Annotated in this window: 17 protein-coding genes; 9 read left to right on the plus strand and 8 right to left on the minus strand. The window is 40.9% G+C overall.

Annotated features, from left to right (window positions below; all coding sequences use genetic code 11):
- The coding region (locus R6U02_RS02300; protein WP_410262020.1) for a response regulator transcription factor at positions 1 to 473 on the minus strand (473 nt) is incomplete at its 3' end.
- 293 nt (positions 474 to 766) lie between these two features.
- Between R6U02_RS02300 and R6U02_RS02305 the strand changes: the two genes are divergently transcribed.
- The 5 genes from R6U02_RS02305 (at position 767) to phoU (ending at position 5,239) form a co-directional block, all read left to right on the plus strand.
- The gene (locus R6U02_RS02305) at positions 767 to 1,747 is read left to right on the plus strand and encodes a PstS family phosphate ABC transporter substrate-binding protein (RefSeq protein ID WP_410262021.1); all 981 of its coding nucleotides are present in this window, start codon (positions 767 to 769) and stop codon (positions 1,745 to 1,747) included.
- Between the two features lie 141 nt (positions 1,748 to 1,888).
- Positions 1,889 to 2,818, plus strand: coding sequence for a phosphate ABC transporter permease subunit PstC (gene pstC / locus R6U02_RS02310; protein WP_410262022.1), 930 nt, complete (start codon positions 1,889 to 1,891; stop codon positions 2,816 to 2,818).
- The gene (gene pstA, locus R6U02_RS02315; protein WP_410262023.1) at positions 2,818 to 3,696 is read left to right on the plus strand and encodes a phosphate ABC transporter permease PstA; all 879 of its coding nucleotides are present in this window, start codon (positions 2,818 to 2,820) and stop codon (positions 3,694 to 3,696) included. The genes pstC and pstA overlap by 1 nt, the downstream gene beginning before the upstream one ends.
- A 15-nt stretch (positions 3,697 to 3,711) precedes the next feature.
- Positions 3,712 to 4,485: a phosphate ABC transporter ATP-binding protein PstB gene (pstB, locus tag R6U02_RS02320; protein ID WP_410262024.1), complete on the plus strand. Its 774-nt coding sequence runs from the start codon at positions 3,712 to 3,714 to the stop codon at positions 4,483 to 4,485.
- A gap of 70 nt (positions 4,486 to 4,555) precedes the next feature.
- On the plus strand, positions 4,556 to 5,239 hold the full coding sequence (gene phoU, locus R6U02_RS02325; RefSeq protein WP_410262025.1) for a phosphate signaling complex protein PhoU: 684 nt from the start codon (positions 4,556 to 4,558) through the stop codon (positions 5,237 to 5,239).
- Between the two features lie 96 nt (positions 5,240 to 5,335).
- Here the strand turns inward: phoU and R6U02_RS02330 are convergent, their stop codons facing one another.
- The 3 genes from R6U02_RS02330 to mnmE form a co-directional block, all read right to left on the minus strand.
- Positions 5,336 to 6,388, minus strand: coding sequence for a mechanosensitive ion channel family protein (locus R6U02_RS02330; protein ID WP_410262026.1), 1,053 nt, complete (start codon positions 6,386 to 6,388; stop codon positions 5,336 to 5,338).
- Positions 6,389 to 7,144: 756 nt separating this feature from the next.
- Positions 7,145 to 9,040 (minus strand): tRNA uridine-5-carboxymethylaminomethyl(34) synthesis enzyme MnmG, encoded by a 1,896-nt coding sequence (mnmG, locus tag R6U02_RS02335; protein WP_410262027.1) that lies wholly within the window; start codon positions 9,038 to 9,040, stop codon positions 7,145 to 7,147.
- Between the two features lie 84 nt (positions 9,041 to 9,124).
- Entirely contained in the window at positions 9,125 to 10,513 is a 1,389-nt protein-coding gene (mnmE, locus tag R6U02_RS02340; RefSeq protein WP_410262028.1) for a tRNA uridine-5-carboxymethylaminomethyl(34) synthesis GTPase MnmE, read from the minus strand.
- Positions 10,514 to 10,903: 390 nt separating this feature from the next.
- On the opposite strand from mnmE, the gene aac(6') reads away from it, so the two are divergent.
- On the plus strand, positions 10,904 to 11,368 hold the full coding sequence (gene aac(6'), locus R6U02_RS02345; RefSeq protein WP_410262029.1) for an aminoglycoside 6'-N-acetyltransferase: 465 nt from the start codon (positions 10,904 to 10,906) through the stop codon (positions 11,366 to 11,368).
- A gap of 145 nt (positions 11,369 to 11,513) precedes the next feature.
- Positions 11,514 to 12,902 (plus strand): LysM peptidoglycan-binding domain-containing protein, encoded by a 1,389-nt coding sequence (locus R6U02_RS02350; protein ID WP_410262030.1) that lies wholly within the window; start codon positions 11,514 to 11,516, stop codon positions 12,900 to 12,902.
- A gap of 56 nt (positions 12,903 to 12,958) precedes the next feature.
- On the opposite strand, the gene R6U02_RS02355 is transcribed toward R6U02_RS02350, so the two are convergent.
- Positions 12,959 to 13,417, minus strand: a complete 459-nt coding sequence (locus tag R6U02_RS02355) for an ArsR/SmtB family transcription factor (RefSeq protein WP_410262031.1) — start codon at positions 13,415 to 13,417, stop codon at positions 12,959 to 12,961.
- A gap of 247 nt (positions 13,418 to 13,664) precedes the next feature.
- Between R6U02_RS02355 and treR the strand changes: the two genes are divergently transcribed.
- Positions 13,665 to 14,390 carry a trehalose operon repressor gene (gene treR / locus R6U02_RS02360; RefSeq protein WP_410262032.1) on the plus strand — a complete coding sequence of 242 codons (726 nt, stop codon included), beginning with the start codon at positions 13,665 to 13,667 and terminating at the stop codon, positions 14,388 to 14,390.
- A 56-nt stretch (positions 14,391 to 14,446) separates the two neighbouring features.
- On the opposite strand, the gene treC is transcribed toward treR, so the two are convergent.
- The 3 genes from treC to R6U02_RS02375 form a co-directional block, all read right to left on the minus strand.
- Positions 14,447 to 16,099 (minus strand): alpha,alpha-phosphotrehalase, encoded by a 1,653-nt coding sequence (gene treC, locus R6U02_RS02365; protein WP_410262033.1) that lies wholly within the window; start codon positions 16,097 to 16,099, stop codon positions 14,447 to 14,449.
- A gap of 142 nt (positions 16,100 to 16,241) precedes the next feature.
- Positions 16,242 to 17,750 (minus strand): PTS system trehalose-specific EIIBC component, encoded by a 1,509-nt coding sequence (gene treP / locus R6U02_RS02370; RefSeq protein WP_410262034.1) that lies wholly within the window; start codon positions 17,748 to 17,750, stop codon positions 16,242 to 16,244.
- A gap of 205 nt (positions 17,751 to 17,955) precedes the next feature.
- The gene (locus R6U02_RS02375) at positions 17,956 to 19,227 is read right to left on the minus strand and encodes a bifunctional folylpolyglutamate synthase/dihydrofolate synthase (protein ID WP_410262035.1); all 1,272 of its coding nucleotides are present in this window, start codon (positions 19,225 to 19,227) and stop codon (positions 17,956 to 17,958) included.
- Positions 19,228 to 20,302: 1,075 nt separating this feature from the next.
- On the opposite strand from R6U02_RS02375, the gene R6U02_RS02380 reads away from it, so the two are divergent.
- On the plus strand, positions 20,303 to 20,497 hold a 195-nt coding region (locus R6U02_RS02380), incomplete at its 3' end, for a hypothetical protein (RefSeq protein WP_410262036.1).

The following is a 20,497-nucleotide window of genomic DNA, read 5'->3' on the forward strand; positions in this document are numbered from 1 at the left end:
ACTTTTTTCTCTTTCACATATACTTCGAATTTTTCAGGATAGATGACGATATCATCGAATTTGATGATCTTTTCAGTTGTTTCGGATAATTCTTCAGGTTTGCTGTTTTTCTCGACTCTGCGTATGATAGCTTTGATTCTCGCAATCACTTCTCGAGGACTGAACGGTTTCGTAATATAATCGTCCGCTCCTATTTCCAATCCAACGATCTTGTCGATTTCAGAGTCTTTCGCTGTCAACATGATGATGGGCGTATCGATCTTTTCTCCTCTTAACTCCTTGCATATCTCCATACCATCCTTAGAAGGCAGCATCAGATCAAGCAATATTATGGCATACTCATTCTCCAGAGCTAGTTTCAACCCTTCTTCCCCGTCCATCGCCACTTCGACACTATAGTTCTCTTTTTCTAAATTATATTGGAGTAATTTGACTATCGATAACTCATCTTCTACTATCAACACTTTTTTCATACGTATCCTCCATTAGTTTGTATCATATTTAAGTAAGTATTATCTTTTGCATTATATATCGAGTTAAATCCTTATTTCTTATTTAAAGCAATAATAAGCTAAATAGCTCCCGGATTCAACCAGTATAACGGATTCACAGAGCTATTCCCATTAAGGACAGCGTGGTATTAAAAAATGCCGAAAAAACATTTACATAATCTTTACATTGTATTTTCATTAAATCAACGTTGGTCGTTTATTATATAAGTATGGACAGGAGATGTTCAACTATTAAAGAAAATGAGGGATTAAATATGAAAATGAATAGACTAGCTAAAATAGGTACATCACTAAGTGTCGCACTACTATTGGCAGCGTGCGGAAATGAATCGACTGATGATAACGGCGCTGAAACAAATGGTGACACTTCTGATGGAGAAACTTCTGAAGGTATTGCCGGTTCCGTTCAGGTTGACGGATCATCAACGGTATTTCCAATCATGGAAGGCGTAGCCGAAGAATTTTCAATTGCAAATCCTGAAGCTCGAGCAACCATCGGCGTATCAGGAACCGGTGGCGGAATGGAAAAATTCATCGCTGGAGAAACAGACCTTACGAATGCTTCCCGACCAATGAAAGAAGAAGAAGCCGAAATGCTTGAAGAAGCAGGCATCGAATACACAGAATTTAAAATTGCTCTTGACGGCCTATCAGTCGTTGTACATCCCGATAACGATTGGGTAGATTATCTCACTCTGGATGAATTATATTCTATTTGGGCAGAAGAAGGCGACGCGGATACATGGGCAGATGTACGAGACGGCTGGCCTGATGAAGAAATCCGATTATTCAGTCCAGGAACTGACTCCGGTACTTACGATTATTTCGATGAAGTTATTTTAGACGGAGATCAAATCGAAAGAGATGCTTCTCTATCTGAAGACGACAACGTACTGGTTCAAGGGGTTCAGGGTTCACCAAATGGTTTGGCTTACTTTGGTTATGCATACTATATAGAAAACCAGGATACTGTTAAAATCGTTCCCATCGAAAATAGTGAAGGCGAAGTTGTAACGCCAAGCAGCGAAACAGTCCAAGATGGAACATATGAACCTCTATCAAGACCTTTGTTCGTCTATGTTAAGCACGAATCTATAAAAGAAAACGAAACGGCTTATGAGTTCGCTAAATACACACTGGAAATGGCTGCAGACATGGCAACCGAAGTTGGGTATGTGCCTGTAGAGGATGCCGTTTACGAAGAAAGTTTAGAAACACTTGAAGGTTTAAGATAATCGTTAAAGGTCAATGCATAAAACATTAACGATTTGATTTTAACAGTGTAAAAAAAGCATTTACATCAAAGATCATATAGGAAGATGTCCATCGTGAATATCACGCTGGACATTTTGCCTGTATTTAAGGAGTGTTAAATCATGAACTCAACGATACGTGAAAGGATTCAACAGAATAAATCTAAAAAATCCTCTCAAAATAAAATCGAAACGATCATGCCCATGTTATTTTTACTCATGGCTTCTATTTCCATTCTTGTCACAGTCGGGATCGTTTTCACTCTGTTCAGTGAAACCCTCTTGTTTTTTTCCGAGGTTTCTTTTATTGATTTCATAACAGGTACGGAATGGTATCCTTTTTTCGGGAATAATCCCAGTTTTGGTATTTGGCCACTGCTTTCCGGCACATTTACAATTGCTGCGATCGCAATGCTAGTTTCTATCCCTATCGGACTGGCCGCCGCCATTTATTTGAGTGAGTACGCCAGTGATCAAAACCGAAAAGTATTGAAACCTATTTTAGAGGTATTAGCCGGTGTCCCGACGGTCGTTTATGGTTTGTTTGCTTTAACGTTCGTGACACCTTTGCTACAAACATTCGTTACAGATTTACCTATATTTAATGCCTTGAGTCCTGGAATAGTTGTAGGAATCATGATTATTCCTCAAATCGCTTCCTTGTCCCAAGAAGCAATGAATGCTGTCCCCCAGTCCATGCGAGACGGCGCCCTGGCATTAGGTGCTACGCGTCTAGAGGTTGCTTTGAAAATAGTCATTCCCGGTTCACTTAGCGGGATCATCTCTTCACTTGTATTAGGCCTATCGCGTGCCATCGGTGAAACAATGATCGTAGCTACTGCTGCCGGATCCACACCAAATTTAGGTTTTACTCCCACCGAATCGATTCAGACGATGACGTCTTATATCGTTCAAGTTAGCATGGGAGATGCCACATATGGATCGACCATTTATTATAGTATATATGCAGTAGGGATGACCCTATTCCTCTTTACGTTAGCCATGAATTTATTTGCCAATCATATTTCCCAAAAATACAGGGAGGTCTATTAATGAAAAATAAAGTTGTTGTCCCTGATAAAAAGCAAATATCGAAAAGAATTACAAGAAACAAACTGGCTAAAGGGATCTTCTTGATGGCCACTCTGTTTGGAATGATTGTACTTGCTACTTTGATCATCAGAGTCGTCACACAAGGGATCGGGTACTTGAATATTGATTTCTTGACTAATTATGCATCGAGAAGACCTGAAGATGCGGGAATTAAAGCGGCAATACTTGGAACTATCTGGGTCATGTCCATAACGATTCCAGTTTCACTCACATTAGGTGTAGGAACATCCATCTATCTAGAAGAATATGCACCCAAAAATAAATTTACCCGTTTTATCGAACTGAATATAGCCAACTTAGCTGGTGTTCCTTCCGTTGTGTTTGGTTTACTCGGTCTGACAGTATTTGTTCGCTTGCTCGAAATGGGTAGAAGTATTTTAGCCGGTGGCTTGACCATGTCGCTGCTTATTTTACCCGTCATCGTGGTCGCTTCAAAAGAAGCTATACGGTCTATTCCGCAAGAACAGTATGAAGCTGCTTATGCTATGGGCGCAACCAAATGGCAGATCATTCGAACCGTTGTCCTTCCAGCAGCCACACCCGGAATACTGACTGGAGCGATTCTGTCATTATCTAGAGGTGTCGGTGAAACAGCCTCCCTATTGATGATTGGGGCGATGACATTTATCGCCTACACCCCAACTTCCGTATTGGACGGCTTTACAGTCTTGCCTATTCAAATCTTCAGCTGGGCAAGCAGACCCCAGGCGGAATTCCAGGCAGTAGCCGCAGCCGGAAGTATCGTCTTACTCATTATTTTAATCGTGATGAATTCACTGGCTATTGTCATTCGTAATAAATACTCGAAACGTTATTAATGTAGGAGGAAAATCATGAATAAAGAAGAAACTGTCCAGTCTGTCTATTCCGTTAAAAATTTCAACTTATGGTACGGGGATACACAGGCCTTAAAAGATATCTCAATAGATATACCTGAAAAACAAGTGGTCGCAATAATCGGACCCTCTGGTTGTGGTAAATCAACGTTTATCAAAACATTGAATCGCATGGTAGAACTCGTTCCTACAGTTAAGATGAAAGGCTCCATTCACTATAATGATATGGATATTTTCGATTCCGAAACTAAAGTAGAGTCTTTACGTACAGAGGTTGGTATGGTTTTTCAAAAACCAAATCCCTTCCCTAAATCCATCTATGATAATGTCGCTTACGGACCCCGTATCCACGGAATCAAAGATAAAAAAACCTTAGAAGAAGTAGTCGAAAGAAGCTTAAAAGGCGCCGCTTTATGGGAAGAAGTAAAAGACAGATTAAGCGAAAATGCATTTGGTCTATCTGGTGGTCAGCAGCAACGCCTCTGCATCGCCAGAGCTTTGGCCGTAGAACCGGAAGTCATATTGATGGATGAACCGACTTCAGCGCTCGATCCGCTATCCACTGCTAAAATAGAAGACTTGATTCATGAGCTCAAGAAGAATTATAGTATCATCATCGTCACACATAATATGCAGCAAGCTGCTCGAATATCAGATAAAACAGCTTTCTTTTTGAATGGAGAGATCATTGAATTTGATGCAACAGAAAAAATGTATTCCAATCCGAAAGACAAACGAACTGATGATTACATTTCAGGTAAATTTGGATAAACCATCTGTTTCATTTATAATAAAGTGAAATTCACAAACAAAAAAACAAACTTGAGAGGTGACCAATTTAATGAGAAGAGCATTCGAAGAAGAATTAAGTAATCTCCATTCACAATTTTACCAAATGGGATTAATGGTATCTGAATCAATCTATCTATCCGTTAAAGGGTTTACAGCCCACGATAAAGGCATCGCTGAAAATGTCGTGAAGAGTGATCCCCTTATCAATGAACAACAAGTGAAAATCGAGACAAAATCGATCGAGCTTATCGCCTTACAACAACCTGTAACAAGCAACCTGCGTCGCATCATTACTATTATGAAAGCTTGTGCCGATTTAGAGCGTATGGGAGATCATGCCGTTAATATCGCGAAGGCCACGATTCGAGTCAAAGGCAATAAAAGAAGTCTGGACATTGAAAATGAGTTAGCTATGATGGCTGAAAAAGTCAAAAAAATGGTTGAACGGGCTTTAAAAGCGTTCATCGAAATGGATGTAGAAGAAGCTAAACAGATTGCTCTTAAAGATGATGAAATCGATCAGATCGCTTTCGAATTACACAAAAGAACGATAGACGAGATGAAGCGAGATCCTGAATTAGTCCTTGGTGCAACGAACTACATTTTAGTGGCTGGAAACCTGGAGCGCATCGGCGATTACGTAACGAACTTATGTGAATGGATCGTTTATCTCGAATCAGGCAAAATCACTGAATTAAATACACATAATACGCTTGATAACAACATCTATTAATTGAACATAATATAATCATTTTTTTCTCAGAGTAGGTTATATCTTTATAAAAAAGCGTGCCGGTGAGTAATTCAACTCACCGGCACGCTTTTTTATTCATTTATTTAATTTATCATTTGAAATAACATGAACATCACGTTGCGGAAAGGGTATCTCGATATTGTTCTCAGCAAATTTTTTGAATAATTTGAATCGCAGATCACTCGGAATGACAAATTCTCTCTCGTCGCTTTGAGAGTCGATCCAGAACCAAACCGTGAAGTTTAAAGCAGATTCTCCAAATCCCTCAAAAAAGACACGAGGTGTAGGACTTGCAAGGATATTGGGCCACGATTCTTCTCTCAATTCGTATACCGCTTCATGCAATAAGCGTTTGACCAATTCAACATCGCTTCCATATGAAACGCCTACTTCAACCGGTAAGCGTAACCGCGTGTCGGCATATGAACGATTAATAAATTTCTCTTCTAAAAAATAGGAATTAGGAATGATCATGCGTTCATTCACGCGTGTACGTACCACTGTTGCGCGTATTTTTATCTCTTCAACATCCGCGATCGTATCATCGATAATGACACGGTCGCCCACTCTGATCGGTCGCTCAAACAAAATAATCAGACCCGATATGAAATTGGACATGACATTTTGTAGACCGAACCCGATCCCGACACCCAGGACACTGGCAAAGACCGTTAAACTGGTCAGGTTAAAGCCGATAGATGAGAGAGAAATCAGCACGGCCATTGTTATAATCAAATAATGGGAAAAGGTGTTCATAGAGGCGCGCAAGCCTCTATCCAATCCGTACTTATCATAAACAGTCGGAAGTATATATTCCCGAATGGCTTTTGAAAATTTAACGGCCAATATGATCGCGAACAGCACGGCGATAATGAGGAAGATCGTGATCTCAGTGTTCCCAAATACGAACAGCGTCTGGTAAATAAATGATGTTTCAGAAAAATAGGTTAAGAAATAAACGACTAGCACGAATAAAGTAAACCAGTTCACGATCGTCTCAAGAAATAAACGTGTTCTTACTTGATTGATAACCTTCTTAAGAACTGAATGCAAGCTGGCACGAATAACAAATATAAGAACGAAACCAACGATTCCACCCAGCCAGAAACTGATTTCATTGTTTTGCAAAAAATCGAAAAAATTATTTAGCTGCTCCATAGTATCTTCCTCACTAAGCATAGATTTGTTTCTAGTTTACCAAAATATACAAGAGTTGACGACCGGTCTAATCAGTTCATCTGAAATCGAGTCGAGCCAATGTGAAATAAAGTGCATCTCAGTGTTGCTTGACCGCGTTTTTCTGTCAGCCATACTCATCCGTGACTTGGAAGATGAAACTGACAGCTGTCAGTTTCAACATTGTAAATTAGAGAGGACCACACTCGCCCTGTGCCGAGTATGGTCCTCTCTAAACCTGGTTTGCGGGCAAGTTCGGTAAGTAGCTTTTTATGCGTGGCTCCAACTTACCGAATACGGGGGTATTCGGTAAGTTACCGCTTCCCTTGATAGGCTAATGACCGAACTTGGTCACACTTCGACACTTTGAGAAAACTCTTACTCTCCTAAGTGCCGAATGCGCCCCCATTCGGTACTTAGGGAGTCTTTTAGTTTCTCAAATGACCGAACCTGTCGGTACTTCGACACATTGGAGAGAAGAGACTTTCGCTACTTACCGAACCTACCGCTATTCGGTAGTTAGATCAGTTAAACGAAAGCCAAAGTACCGAACCTGTCTGAAATCCCATAAAATAGCGGTGATAGCTGAAGAAATAAAAGGGATCTGATTGTTTTTTGGTTCACTTTCGACCATCTTCAAGTTTCTTCATGCTTTTACTTTGATGGCATTAAAAAAAGGCTGGAGAACCAGCCTTTTCCTAATCATGTTTAAGTTTTACTTACTTTTTGAATATCGCCTTGTTCAACGTAAACCATTAAGATCGAGATATCTGACGGATTAACGCCACTGATACGACTTGCCTGAGCAATCGTTTCAGGTTGAATTTTAGCCAGTTTTTCTCTGGCTTCGGTCGCAATGCCGTTGATCGCAGAATAATCAATACCCTCAGGAATGCGTTTGTTTTCCATTCGCTTGATCTTATCAGCTTTTCGGATCGCTTTATCGATATACCCTTCATATTGAATATGAATTTCTACCTGTTCTTTCACATCTTTCGGTAATTCTGTTTCCAAAGGTGCAAAAGGAATTATATCTTCATATTTTACATATGGTCGTCTCAGGAAATCATATACAAGGGTCCCGTCTCTAAGTTGCGGCTCACCTTTTGAATCCAAATATTCTTTGACATCGCTCGGTTTCAAGCGGATCGTTTTCAGTCGTTCCAGTTCTTTTTCAATGAGGTCTTTCTTGGTCAAGAATAGTTCAAACCGTTCTTGAGAAATCAATCCAAGATCGTATCCTTTTTCTGTTACACGGAAATCGGCATTATCGTGACGTAAAAGCAGACGGTACTCCGCACGTGATGTTAATAAACGATACGGTTCATTCGTTCCTTTCGTCACCAAGTCATCGATCATCACGCCGATGTAAGCTTCGTTACGTTTCAAGACAAGAGGTTCTTCGCCTTTAACCAAACACGCGGCATTGATTCCGGCGATCAGTCCCTGGCCCCCGGCCTCTTCATAACCGGATGTCCCATTCATTTGTCCGGCGGTGAACAAACCACTGACGAGCTTGGTCTCCAGCGATGGACGTAATTGATACGGTTTGACCACATCATATTCGATGGCATAACCCGTTCGCATCATTTGAGCATTTTCCAAGCCTTCGATGGAACGCAGAACATTTAATTGCACGTCTTCTGGTAAGGATGACGACAACCCCTGCACATAAATTTCGTCGGTGTCTGCGCCTTCCGGTTCCAGGAATAATTGGTGTCTCGGTTTGTCACTGAAGCGAACGACTTTGTCTTCGATAGACGGGCAATAGCGAGCGCCGACTCCTTCAACGATTCCTGTAAACATTGGGGCCCGGTGGAGATTTTCACGAATGATCTCATGAGAGATATTACTCGTGTAGGTTAACCAGCACGAGATTTGTTCATCCATATAATCATCATCCGGCGTTTCAAAACTGAAATGGTGCGGCTCTTTATCACCTGGCTGTTCTTCGGTCACAGAGTAATCGATCGATTCTTTGTGTATGCGAGGAGGCGTTCCCGTTTTGAAGCGGTCGAGTTCGAAACCGTGTTTCAATAAACTTTCTGACAGTTTGATACTGGGTTGAGTGTTGTTAGGACCCGAAGAATACTTCAGTTCTCCAATGATGATCTGTCCACGCGAAGACGTTCCGGCAGTTAGGATGACCGCTTTTGCTCTGTAAACAGCTCCCGCATTGGTGATTATTCCTTGAATTTGATCGTCTTCAACGATGAGTTCATCCACGATGCCTTGTTTCAAGTCTAAATGTTTCGTCCGTTCAATTGTTTTTTTCATTTCGTTCGAGTACATATGTTTATCTGCCTGAGCACGCAACGCGCGTACAGCAGGTCCTTTGGCCGTGTTTAACATGCGCATTTGAATATATGTTTTATCGATGTTTCGACCCATTTCGCCGCCTAAAGCATCGATTTCTCTGACCACGATACCTTTGGCTGGTCCACCGAGTGATGGATTACACGGCATATGAGCGACCATATCTAAGTTGATCGTCATTAATAAGGTTTCGGCACCCATTCGGGCTGAAGCCAATGCTGCTTCCGAACCGGCATGACCTGCTCCGACAACGATGACATCATAATAACCTGCTTCATAAGTTTGCATAGATGCTTTCCTTTCTAAATATAATCCGTTTTTTAAGTTTCGTTTTAAGTTTCATAGTTTAATATCGGGCTTGGCCCGCTTTGCTTATTTTCCGAGACAGAACTGACTGAAGAGTTGGGTGATGAGTTCATCTTGAACGCTGTCGCCTGTGATTTCGCCCAGCAGCTCCCACGCTCGGGTCATATCGATCTGGACTAAATCGACCGGCATGCCCATTTCGATACCTTCGATCACATCGTTAAATGCATCGATGGTTTCATTGAGCAAGGCAATGTGCCTGACATTTGACACGTATGTCGCATCTTTTTCACCTGTGTTGCCGGCAAAAAACAGCGCCGCAATTTTCGCTTCCAGCTCGTTCAATCCCGCTTGCGTAACAACGGACGTTTGAACGATACTGTCTAGATCAACATACGTTTTGAGTTTATCTAAGTCCAACTGATTGTCTAAGTCCATTTTATTTAAAATGATGAGTCGATGATGCTCTTCGGTGGCTTCTAATAACAACTTATCCTCTTGGGTCAGTGGTTCGCTCTGATCAAAGACAAGCAGGATCAGCTCGGCATCTGTTAAGGCTTTACGGCTGCGTTCCACACCGATACGTTCCACAATGTCTTCTGTTTCGCGAATCCCGGCTGTATCGACCAGTCTCAACGGTACCCCTTTGACGTTCACGTACTCTTCAATTGTGTCTCGTGTCGTCCCGGCCACTTCAGTAACGATCGCTTTTTCTTCTTTGAGTAAGACATTCAACAAACTGGATTTCCCAACATTCGGGCGACCAATAATTGCCGTAGCTAACCCTTCACGAAGTATTTTTCCTTGGCCGGCCGTTTCAAGCAAGGCGGCCACTTGAGCTTTGACTTCTTTGGCTTTTTCAACCAAGAGTCTTGACGTCACTTCTTCAACGTCATCGTACTCTGGGTAATCAATGTTGACTTCTACTTGAGCCAGCGTCAATAAAATTTCTTGACGCAGGTTTCTGATCAACCGGCTTAAATTTCCATCAAGTTGTGACACTGCCATATGCATCGCTTTATCTGTTTTGGCGCGAATGACATCCATGACCGCTTCGGCCTGGGATAAATCGATCCGTCCATTCAAGAAAGCACGCTTGGTAAATTCACCGGGTTCAGCTAAGCGGGCCCCGTTATGCAGGACTGTTTGCAGCACCTTGTTGACGGAAACGATCCCGCCATGGGTGTTGATTTCTACGACGTCTTCTCTGGTATATGTTTTGGGTGCACGCATGATGCTCACCATGACTTCATCGATCTGTTCATCCGTTTTAGGATTCACTATATGACCATAATGAATTGTATGGGTTTTCTGATTATTTAACTGTTTCCTACCTGACTGATAAACGCGGTCAGCAATTTCCAGCGCTTCATCACCACTGATGCGAACGATCCCAATACCACCTTCACCTGGTGGCGTAGAAATCGCAGCAATCGTATCAAATGCTATAGTCATTCATAGTTCCTCCTGTTTATTTCGCAAGAAACGCGGAACAAGTCCGCTAAAAATGCATAAATTTATTTTTATTCACAAAAAAAAGCGCCTGGTCCACTCCAATTTAGTATAAACTACTACATTGAGCGGAAAGCACTTTCACTACTTCACCTTATATTATAAACGTAAATGAATTATTCTATTTGTTTCGACATAGTAAATGATATAAGTAATGGCCTGAATTGTCAACTTTTTTACTTATTTATAATTAGTTTTGTGTGAACACTTTATTACAAGTATCCATGTATCAATATGCTGGATTTTTCTATCTGGAAAAAATGAAAGCGTTCTTTGACCTAGTATGATAAACTATAAAATAACAAATGTATTTTATAAGTTTTGGGAGGAACGATGATGCATACGATAAAAAAAGCACGGGATCATCATATTGAAAAAATCACCCAGCTGGCTCATTTGCTATGGCCAGAAGAGAATATCAACGCCTTGAAAAAGGAAATGAATCGTTTTCATCGAGACAGCACGTCAGAGTTATTCATATGCGAAGAAAATCAGGAAATCATCGGCTTTGCACATGTTCAGCTCCGTTATGATTATGTAGAAGGCACTGTCTCGACTCCTGTAGGTTATCTGGAATGTATCTACGTTAGAGAAGCGTATCGAAAACAAGGCATCGGCAGACAACTCGTTGAGGTATGCGAAGACTGGTCACGCTTTATGGATGCCACTGAGTTCGCTAGTGATGTTGAACAAGTGAACGAGAAAAGTGCTCAATTTCATGAGTCTATCGGTTTCAAAGAAGTGAACCGAATAGTCTGTTATACCAAGCAATTAAAACAAAAAAACCACCGGAGTTGAGTGTCTTGAAGAGACCTCAACTTTTTTTATGGTATAATTTAATTAACAATAAGAGTGTTATTTCATTCAACGCCTGTTACTTTTATCCTTTTTTCACACATACATAGTCAATACGCTCTTCTAGTGTATGAAAGGGGTGAAAAAAATGAACACACAAAATAGAAGAAAAATAATAAGTAAAAGTGTAGGGATCATGATAACCTTTTTACTTGTTCTCTCTTCGATTCTTACATTTTCGACAGCCGCAGCCGCTCCCGCTCAAACCATCAGCAAAGGTACTACGACCGAAAAAGTTGTTGCACTCACTTTTGATGACGGCTCTGATGGAACTAACATCAATAATATCCTTCAAACTTTATCCACTCATAACATCAAAGCCACCTTCTTTCTAACGGGTACAGGGGCAAACAATCACCCTCAATCTATCCGTAACATTGCCAATCAAGGACATCAACTCGGTAACCATTCCTACTCTCATCCTTATTTCACTCAAATCTCTCTAGCTGAAACGCAAAGTCAATTACAACGAGCCGAGGATACCATCGTACAACTGACCGGTAAAACCACTAAACCTATTTTCAGACCGCCTTACGGTGCCTACAACTCGACTGTACTCCAACGTGTCGGTGACGCCGGATACCCTTATTCGATCATGTGGACCATCGATACCATCGACTGGACAGGCAATTCATCCAGCGATATCGTTGCACGTGTCATGAACAGAATAACCCCCGGAGCGATCGTTTTGATGCACACTGGCGCAGGGGCTTCAGGAACGCCAGCAGCCCTGCCAACCATGATTACGCGACTGAAAAGTTTAGGTTACCGCTTCGTAACGATCAATCAACTCCTTAACTTGACTTCCAGCACAACGACCTACACCGTTAAAGCCGGCGATACGTTATATGCCATTGCTCTCAAATACAACACAACGGTTCAACGACTTGCCGAACTCAACAATATAACCAACACCAGCCTCATCCATGTCGGACAAGTGTTGATACTCCCTGGCAGTGGTTCTACGACACCACCGCCATCAAGTTCAACGACCTATACCGTTAAATCAGGCGACACCCTATCCGCTATCGCATCGAGATACAACACGACCGTTTCACAAATCGCCGCCGCTAACAATATAACCAATGTCAATCTGATTATAGTCGGACAAGTACTGACGATTCCCGGTACTGGCGGCACGACCCCACCTCCATCCAGCACGATAACCTACACCGTTAAAGCCGGTGACACGCTGTATGCCATTGCTCTACGTTACAACACGACCGTTTCAAAAATTGCGGCCGCTAACAACATAACCAACATCGATCTCATTCGTGTCGGACAAGTACTGACGATCCCGACTGGCACATCGACAACACCACCGCCTTCGACCACAGTAACCTATACCGTTAAAGCCGGTGACACATTGTATGCCATCGCCATCAGATACGATACGACCGTTTCAAAAATCGTTGCAGATAACAATATCTCGAACCCTAACCTCATTAGCATTGGACAAAAACTCATCATTCGATAACTCAATTCAAAAGGACTAACATTTGGTGTATTACCCAAGTTAGTCCTTTTGTTTGTTTAGAGTGTCGTTGAAGTCGATTTACCTTGTTGACAAACTGAATTAGTCTTACAACTGCAATCATCTGAGTGAGTCAGCAGATGAACCGTATCTTCAATATGTTTTTGCGCCACTTCCTGATTGATGGTGTAGTGATGCCACGTCCCTGTTTTTTCTGAAACAACCAAGCCTGCTTCCGATAGCACTTTAATGTGATGGGAGAGCGTCGGTTGTGTGAAGTCGAAATGCTCTAAAATATCACACGCACACAATTCTCCGCAAGATAACAAATCTAATATTTTGACTCTTTTCGGATCCGCGATGGCTTTGGCTACTTTTGCGTACTCTTGGAAATTCATATATACATCCATCCTTTTAATTTGTCGAAGTTTTTCAACTGGGTTCACCGGGACGTCCCACTCTCGAGTGGTGTCGTCTGTTCTTGGATAACGACTTGCTTCATCACTTAATTCTAGCATTATATACTTTTAATATAGGAATTTATCTATATATAGTATAAATCAACATTCAGATACTTTCAACGAATCAGGCACTAAATAAACTGTCAGATTAAAAACACTTAACTATTTTGTCCCATATCCGCTGATTTTTCGCTGATTACATGACTATTTCACAAAAGGTATATAAGTATGTTGAGTTACTGTTTCTTTTATTATAGAATGTAAGTTACGACGATAAGAGAACGTGTATAAAGGGATGAAAAAAATGAGTAAATTTCAAGACATTTTTCTAGATATTGAATCAGATATTCTTAATCAACAATATAAAGCTGGAGAATTGCTTCCGAGTGAAAATGAATTGTCAAAAAAGTACAATGTTTCCCGTGAAACAATTCGAAAAGCCTTGACCCTACTGCTCGAGAGCGGTTATATCCAAAAAAAGCAGGGAAAAGGATCTATTGTACTTGATATTAAACGGTTTGATTTTCCTATTTCGGGGCTGACCAGTTACAAGGAATTACAAGACGCGCAAAACATTAACAGTGAAACCCTTTTAATAAAAAACCAGAAAGAAACGATCCCGGAACATATCGCAGCTTTTCTTAATGTGTCCAAAGAAACCGAAGTCCATGCATTGATTCGAGCTCGAAAGGTTGATGGAGAAATAGTTATCCTGGATAAAGATTATCTATTAACTTCTGTTATCCCCACTCTTCCTGATAAGGAAGCAAAAAAATCTCTCTACAACTACATTGAAAAAGAGATGGGTCTCATTATCGGTTATGCCAGAAAAGAGTTCGTTGTCGAACCCGCTACACAAGAAGACCGTGAATATATGACGCTGCATGGTGATACGCATGTAGTGGTTACGCGGAGTGAAGTGCATCTGGAAGACACGACCCTCTTCCAATACACAGAATCCAGACACCGGTTAGACAAGTTTCGTTTTGTGGAATTTGCCCGTCGCCGTCCACCGATGGATTATAGTTAAATAGAAAAAGGATGAAAAATCAGCTTAGGCTGATCTTTCATCCTTTTTTGTATTCATCACTTGATCAAAAAGGCCACCGTTTCATAGGGTCCCATTTCAAATGTTTTCTCCAGTGTCCGCTTACCGCTGTTACCTATCAAATAGCTGCTGTTTCCATCAACTAATTCGTCAGGAAGGCTGATGCTATCTTCTTTTGCATAAAAGTGATTCAAGACGAGTAATTTCTCGCCCTCATATTCTCTAACGTAAGCAAAAATACTTGGATGCTCTAATTCTAATACCTCATAAGATCCTTCTTGGATAATAGGCATTTCTTTGCGCAAACGGATGAGCTCTTTATAGTAGGAACGAATTTCCCCACTAAATGCCTCATTTTCTGTGTTGATTGTTTTATGATTTTCCGGAACTTTCAGCCAAGGCGTGCCTTCAGTAAATCCTGCATGCTCGGATTCATCCCACTGCATCGGTATCCGTGAGTTATCCCGTGATTTTTCTTTGATGATTTCAAGTGCTTCTTTTTCAGACAAGCCTTTTGCTTTTAACTCTCTGTAGGCATTATGGGTTTCGATATCCACATAATCATCGATTTCAGAGTAATCAGGATTTTTCATGCCAATTTCTTCACCCTGATATATATAAGGCGTTCCTCTGAGTAAATGAATGGTCTGAGCTAACATGGTAGACGTTTCGATGGGATAATTCTCAACATCGCCAAAGCGGTTAACGGCTCTCGGCTGATCATGATTATTCCAGAACAACGCATTCCAGCCGCCACCCTCAGCCATGCCTGCCTGCCATTCATCTAAAATACGTTTCAATTTAATGAAATCAAACGGTACCTTCGTCCATTTCTCGCCGTCTTTGTAATCGACCTTTAGGTGATGAAAACTGAAGATCATCGATAATTCGTCAGTATCCGGATGAGAATACTTGATGCCGTTTTCTACCGTTGTCGAACTCATCTCGCCGACAGTGACAATATCTTCATATTTTCCAAATGTCTCTCTATTTAATTCTTTAATGTACTCATGCACGATCGGTGTGTCTGTATAATGCGATTTCCCGACACCATCTTTTGCATCTTCCATTTCTTCTGCTTTTCCGATGACATTGATGACATCGAATCTGAAACCTTTGACGCCTTTTTCCAGCCAGAAATTGACCACTTTATGAAGTTCTTGACGCACTTTTGGATTCCGCCAGTTTAAATCTGCTTGAGTCATGTCATATAAATGAAGATAGTACTTATCGGTATCTCCAAATTTAGACCACGCCGGACCGCCGAATTTGGATTCCCAGTTCGTTGGCAGACTGCCATTGGGTTGAGCTTCTCTTAAAATATAAAATTCCTGATACTTTTTGTCTCCCGCTAAAGCTTTCTGGAACCAGTCGTGATCGGTCGAGGTGTGGTTCAGCACCATATCCAGCATCAAATCGATACCATGACTGCCGGCTTCTTCAACGAGCCGATCAAAATCTTCCCACGTTCCAAATAATGGATCGATCGATATATAGTCAGCGATGTCATAGCCATTATCATTCTGCGGTGATTTATAAAAAGGATTCAACCATAACATGTCTATCCCTAACTCTTCTAAATAAGGCAGTTTTTCGATCACACCGTTCAAATCTCCTATACCATTACCATCCGTGTCTTTAAATGATTTAGGATAAGCTTGATAAATCACTTTATCATGAAGATTTCCCATTATATCCATCCCTTCTTTATCTAAAAGAAAAAGGATAGATCCCAAAGCGTGCCTGTTCCAGTAAACTTACTAGAACCAAGCTCCTCTTTTAGATATATCCTTCCTCCTTAACCCTTGTCTTTAATTATTTAGTCTGTCTGTCTTAGTTACCTAATTTAGGAATTGGTAAGTTGTCATTTTCCCATTTAGTCATGATGCCTTTTTTCTCAAACACGAATACCAATACGACAGGAACAACGATTGCGATAGTCATAGAAATCAAGAAGCCTATCCAGTATTCAGGAATAATCGATAAGATACCCGGCAGTCCGCCAACACCAATATTGAATGAAGCGACATTCAAGGCTACCGATGTCATCCCGGCAAATGCGGAACCGATCATACCTGCAACTAACGGATACACATATTTGATATTGATACCAAAGAGTGCGGGTTCAGTAACACCGAGATAAGCTGAAATCATCGCTGGAATAGAGATCTGCTGTTCTTTCTCATTCCCACGGTGCAGCAAGATGATGCCTAATACAGCTGATCCTTGAGCAATGTTGGATAATGCGATCATTGGCCATAAAATGGTCTGATCGAAGTCAGCTACCAATTGCAGGTCAACGGCATTAGTCATGTGGTGAAGTCCTGTTACAACAAGTGGTGCATATAATCCACCAAATATGAATCCGAAGACCCAGTTAAATGAACCGGTCAGTCCCCATTGAACGACCATAGATAACCATATACCCAGCTGCCAACCGATCGGTCCGATGATTGCATGGGCCACAAAGATGGTTGGAACCAATGCGAGTAAAGGAACAAAAATCATTGATATGGATTCGGGTACGATTTTACGAAGCCCTTTTTCAAGGTAAACAAGCAGGAAGCCGGCTAACATGGCTGGAATGACTTGTGCCTGATACCCGATCATATCCAGTTGGAAGAAACCGAAGTCCCATTGATTTACATCACCTGCTAAAATATCTTGTACCCCATACGCATTCATCAGTTGAGGTGAAACTAATGTAATACCAAGTACGATACCGAGAATTTGTGTGGTCCCCATTTTACGGGTTACACTCCATGCGATACCAACTGGCAGGAAGTGGAAAATCGCTTCACCAGGAAGCCATAGGAAAGCGTTGACCCCACTCCAAAATTGTGACACATTAACTATTGTATTATAAACGGGTTCTCCCGCAGTAGTAAACTGTGCTTGGCCATCGATCATGGCTTGGCCTAACGCTTGAATCTGCACTTGCTCTAATACGTTTCTGAAACCTAAAATCAAACCACCGATAATAATTGCTGGAATTAATGGTGTGAAAATCTCTGCCAGAGCTGCCATAACACGCTGCAAGCCATTCATATGTTGCTTGCCGGCGCTCTTCACGTCATCTTTGGAGACTCCTTCAAGCCCAGATATCGCAGAGAACTCGTTATAAAAATCGGCTACCCGGTTACCCACGATAACCTGAAATTGTCCTGCCTGTGTAAAGGTTCCTTTAACAGATGGAATGTCCTCGATTCTTTCCTTGTCTGCTACTGAAGGGTCAGCTAATACAAAACGCATACGTGTTGCACAATGAGTTACAGCATTGACATTTTCTTTACCGCCAATCGCATCCAGTAGCTCCTGCGCATCTTCCTTAAAATCTGCCACTAAAATTTCCTCCTTTGTTTAACTTGTACATACAAGTTATGTTGCTCTTACTATACTGTACTTGAAAAAAAAGTGCAAGCGTTTTTATTTATCTCTCCTCTCGAATCCTTCGTACATCTTCTATTGTCTTTATTTTACCATTCTTTACTCTTTGACCAATCACAAAAACGCTTCCTACTCGAAATGAGTATGAAGCGTTTTGTGATTACCACTGTTTTTTTATATCTCCAATTAAATAAAGCGAACCAAAAACGATGATTATCTCATTACTCGCTTTCTGTCCTTTGAGAAATTCAACCACTTCTTTAGTTGAATCAAACGGATCTGCTTCTATGCCCTTTCTTTGCAGCTGTTTGGCCACGACTCGTGCCGGAAAGCCACGGTAAGGATCTGGTGATACCGTATAGACTTTTTTTGTAAAAGGAAGAATGTCTTCTATCATGTGCATATAATCTTTGTCCTTCATCATTCCTACAATAATAGTCAGTCTTTCATTGGGAAAGAGCGTTTCGATCGATTCCCTTAATACCGCCACACCTTCAGGATTATGTGCCCCGTCAATGAAGACGGTGGGGTTAACCTGAATTTTTTCCATCCGTCCGGGCCAATACGTCGCTTCAATGCCCTGACTGATGTTTTCATCAGTGATTGTGTACCCTTTATTTTTTAGTATGAGTGCCGCTTCAATGGCCAACAGCGCATTATTCACTTGATGCCTACCAACCATTCCAACTTTTAAAGCTGTGAACTGTTTGTAAGAAAAGGTGCTTCCGTCTTCCGTCACGCTTAACTCTTTAACATTCTCTTCTGACACGCTATGGATAAAGGCTTTCTTGTTTTCAGCCACTTCTTTGAAGACTTGATCTATGGAAGGAATGAAACGAGGTAAAACTACGTCGCCATTTCCTTTGATGATACCCGCCTTTTCACTGGCAATCTTTTCTAACGTCTCGCCCAGTACACGTGTGTGATCCATGCCGATCGATGTCACAATAGCAACTTCTGGAGTGGGAATCGTATTGGTCGCATCAAGCCTACCGCCTATGCCCGCTTCCAGAACCACTAGCTCACACTTTTGCTGATAGAAATGCAGCAGTGCCACAGCCGTTAAAATCTCAAATGAATAAAGGCGATCCCCACATTCTTGTTCAACCTCATCCACTACGGCAGCTACCTGTTCAGTCGTTTTGATAAAGCCTTCATCCGTTATGAAGGCACCATCGATCCGGATGCGTTCATTGATTTTTTCTAAATGAGGTGAAGTGAATACACCCGTTTTTATATTCGCCTGCACCAAAATTTCGGACACAAATGAAGCGGTCGATCCTTTTCCATTTGTTCCGGCAATATGCACAAACGACAACGCTTTTTCAGGGTTACCTATTTTATCAAGCAAATGCTGCATGCGATCCAGACTTTCTTTCCTGCCATTTCCCCGGTTCGTATTGACTAGCTCTATAACGTCTTTCATATCCATCTCATCAGTCCTCATTTAATAAACTTTTTAAGTATTTACTATTATATTTGTTATTCCGTTATAATTATAACGGGTTCAATAGTCTGCCACAACAAAACAATCTTAACAACGTTCACATTTCCGACACATTTATGTCACAATTACATTTTTAGCACATAATTGTCTATATGAAGCTTTAAAAAAGCTTTTGAGTGATACTTAATTACTAGTTTCTCGCAAAAAAATTCACAGACTACTGAACAAGAGCAAATTTTCTTATTTATGAGCGGAGTGCTACTATTTGAACCAGATAAAGCTTAGTAGTAAACTAAATTTAGTAATAAAACACTAACTGTAGTATCTCTTCCCGGTAAAGATTCACAATCTTTATGGCCTACCTTATGAATACTACAACGATTATAGAGGTGAAAAAAATAAACCCAGATAACAAACACATAGTGCAACCGGATTCTATGAATCCCCTGATACTTACCTCTCAACTAAATGAAAAGGACTCACGCCTTTGATTACTGGAAAAATTCACTTTTCCATTCAGAGGCCTTTTTCATGTCTGAAATTCCCTTTTTTCATAACTTACATAGATATATCTTTATATTTATACATAACAAACCATATTTTTAATAAATAACCGTTTATATTTGATTAAAAAAATCAAGTTTACTATAATTGATTTATAAATTGACAACGCTTACTTTTTTTACTATCTTTTCACTCCTTTATTTTCATCTAATCCTCGTTTTATTTGAACATGATCCTTCAACTTTTTTATCCACTCCGATTTATCTTAATATCATCTTGCTTTTATCCATATTGTTAGACCCTCATTTATTAAACCCCTTCTTTATGTTTTTAAACACCCTTGAATTCTCAATGTCCCCGTTTATCATTTATTTATCCTCCCGTTTTGTTGGCTTCTCATATCAACACTTCATGCTACTAACTCCAATCCAAATTTTTCTTAATCTCATATACTTATCTAACCTTAAACACCCTTTAAGGAGGTGGCGCTTTTGAAAGAAACCAGAATGCCGTCTTTATGTACAAATTGACTTAAGCTAACGGAGGTGTAAAGAATGTGAAAGCACAACACAAACCGTTGCACACACACGTTATAACGTTACTTTTTATTCTGTTCCAGTTCATCCAATTTTTTCCCTCCAGCTTAGTTTCCTCGCTCACAGCTTCCGCTGAAACCAACAATCCTACCTCCCTGTTCTCAAACGAATCAGGGTCCGGGAATGCCAAGTGGTCGCTCAGTTCGGACGGAAAA

The sequence above is a fragment of the Alkalibacterium sp. genome, from assembly GCF_046484155.1.
GTDB lineage: Bacteria > Bacillota > Bacilli > Lactobacillales > Carnobacteriaceae_A > Alkalibacterium.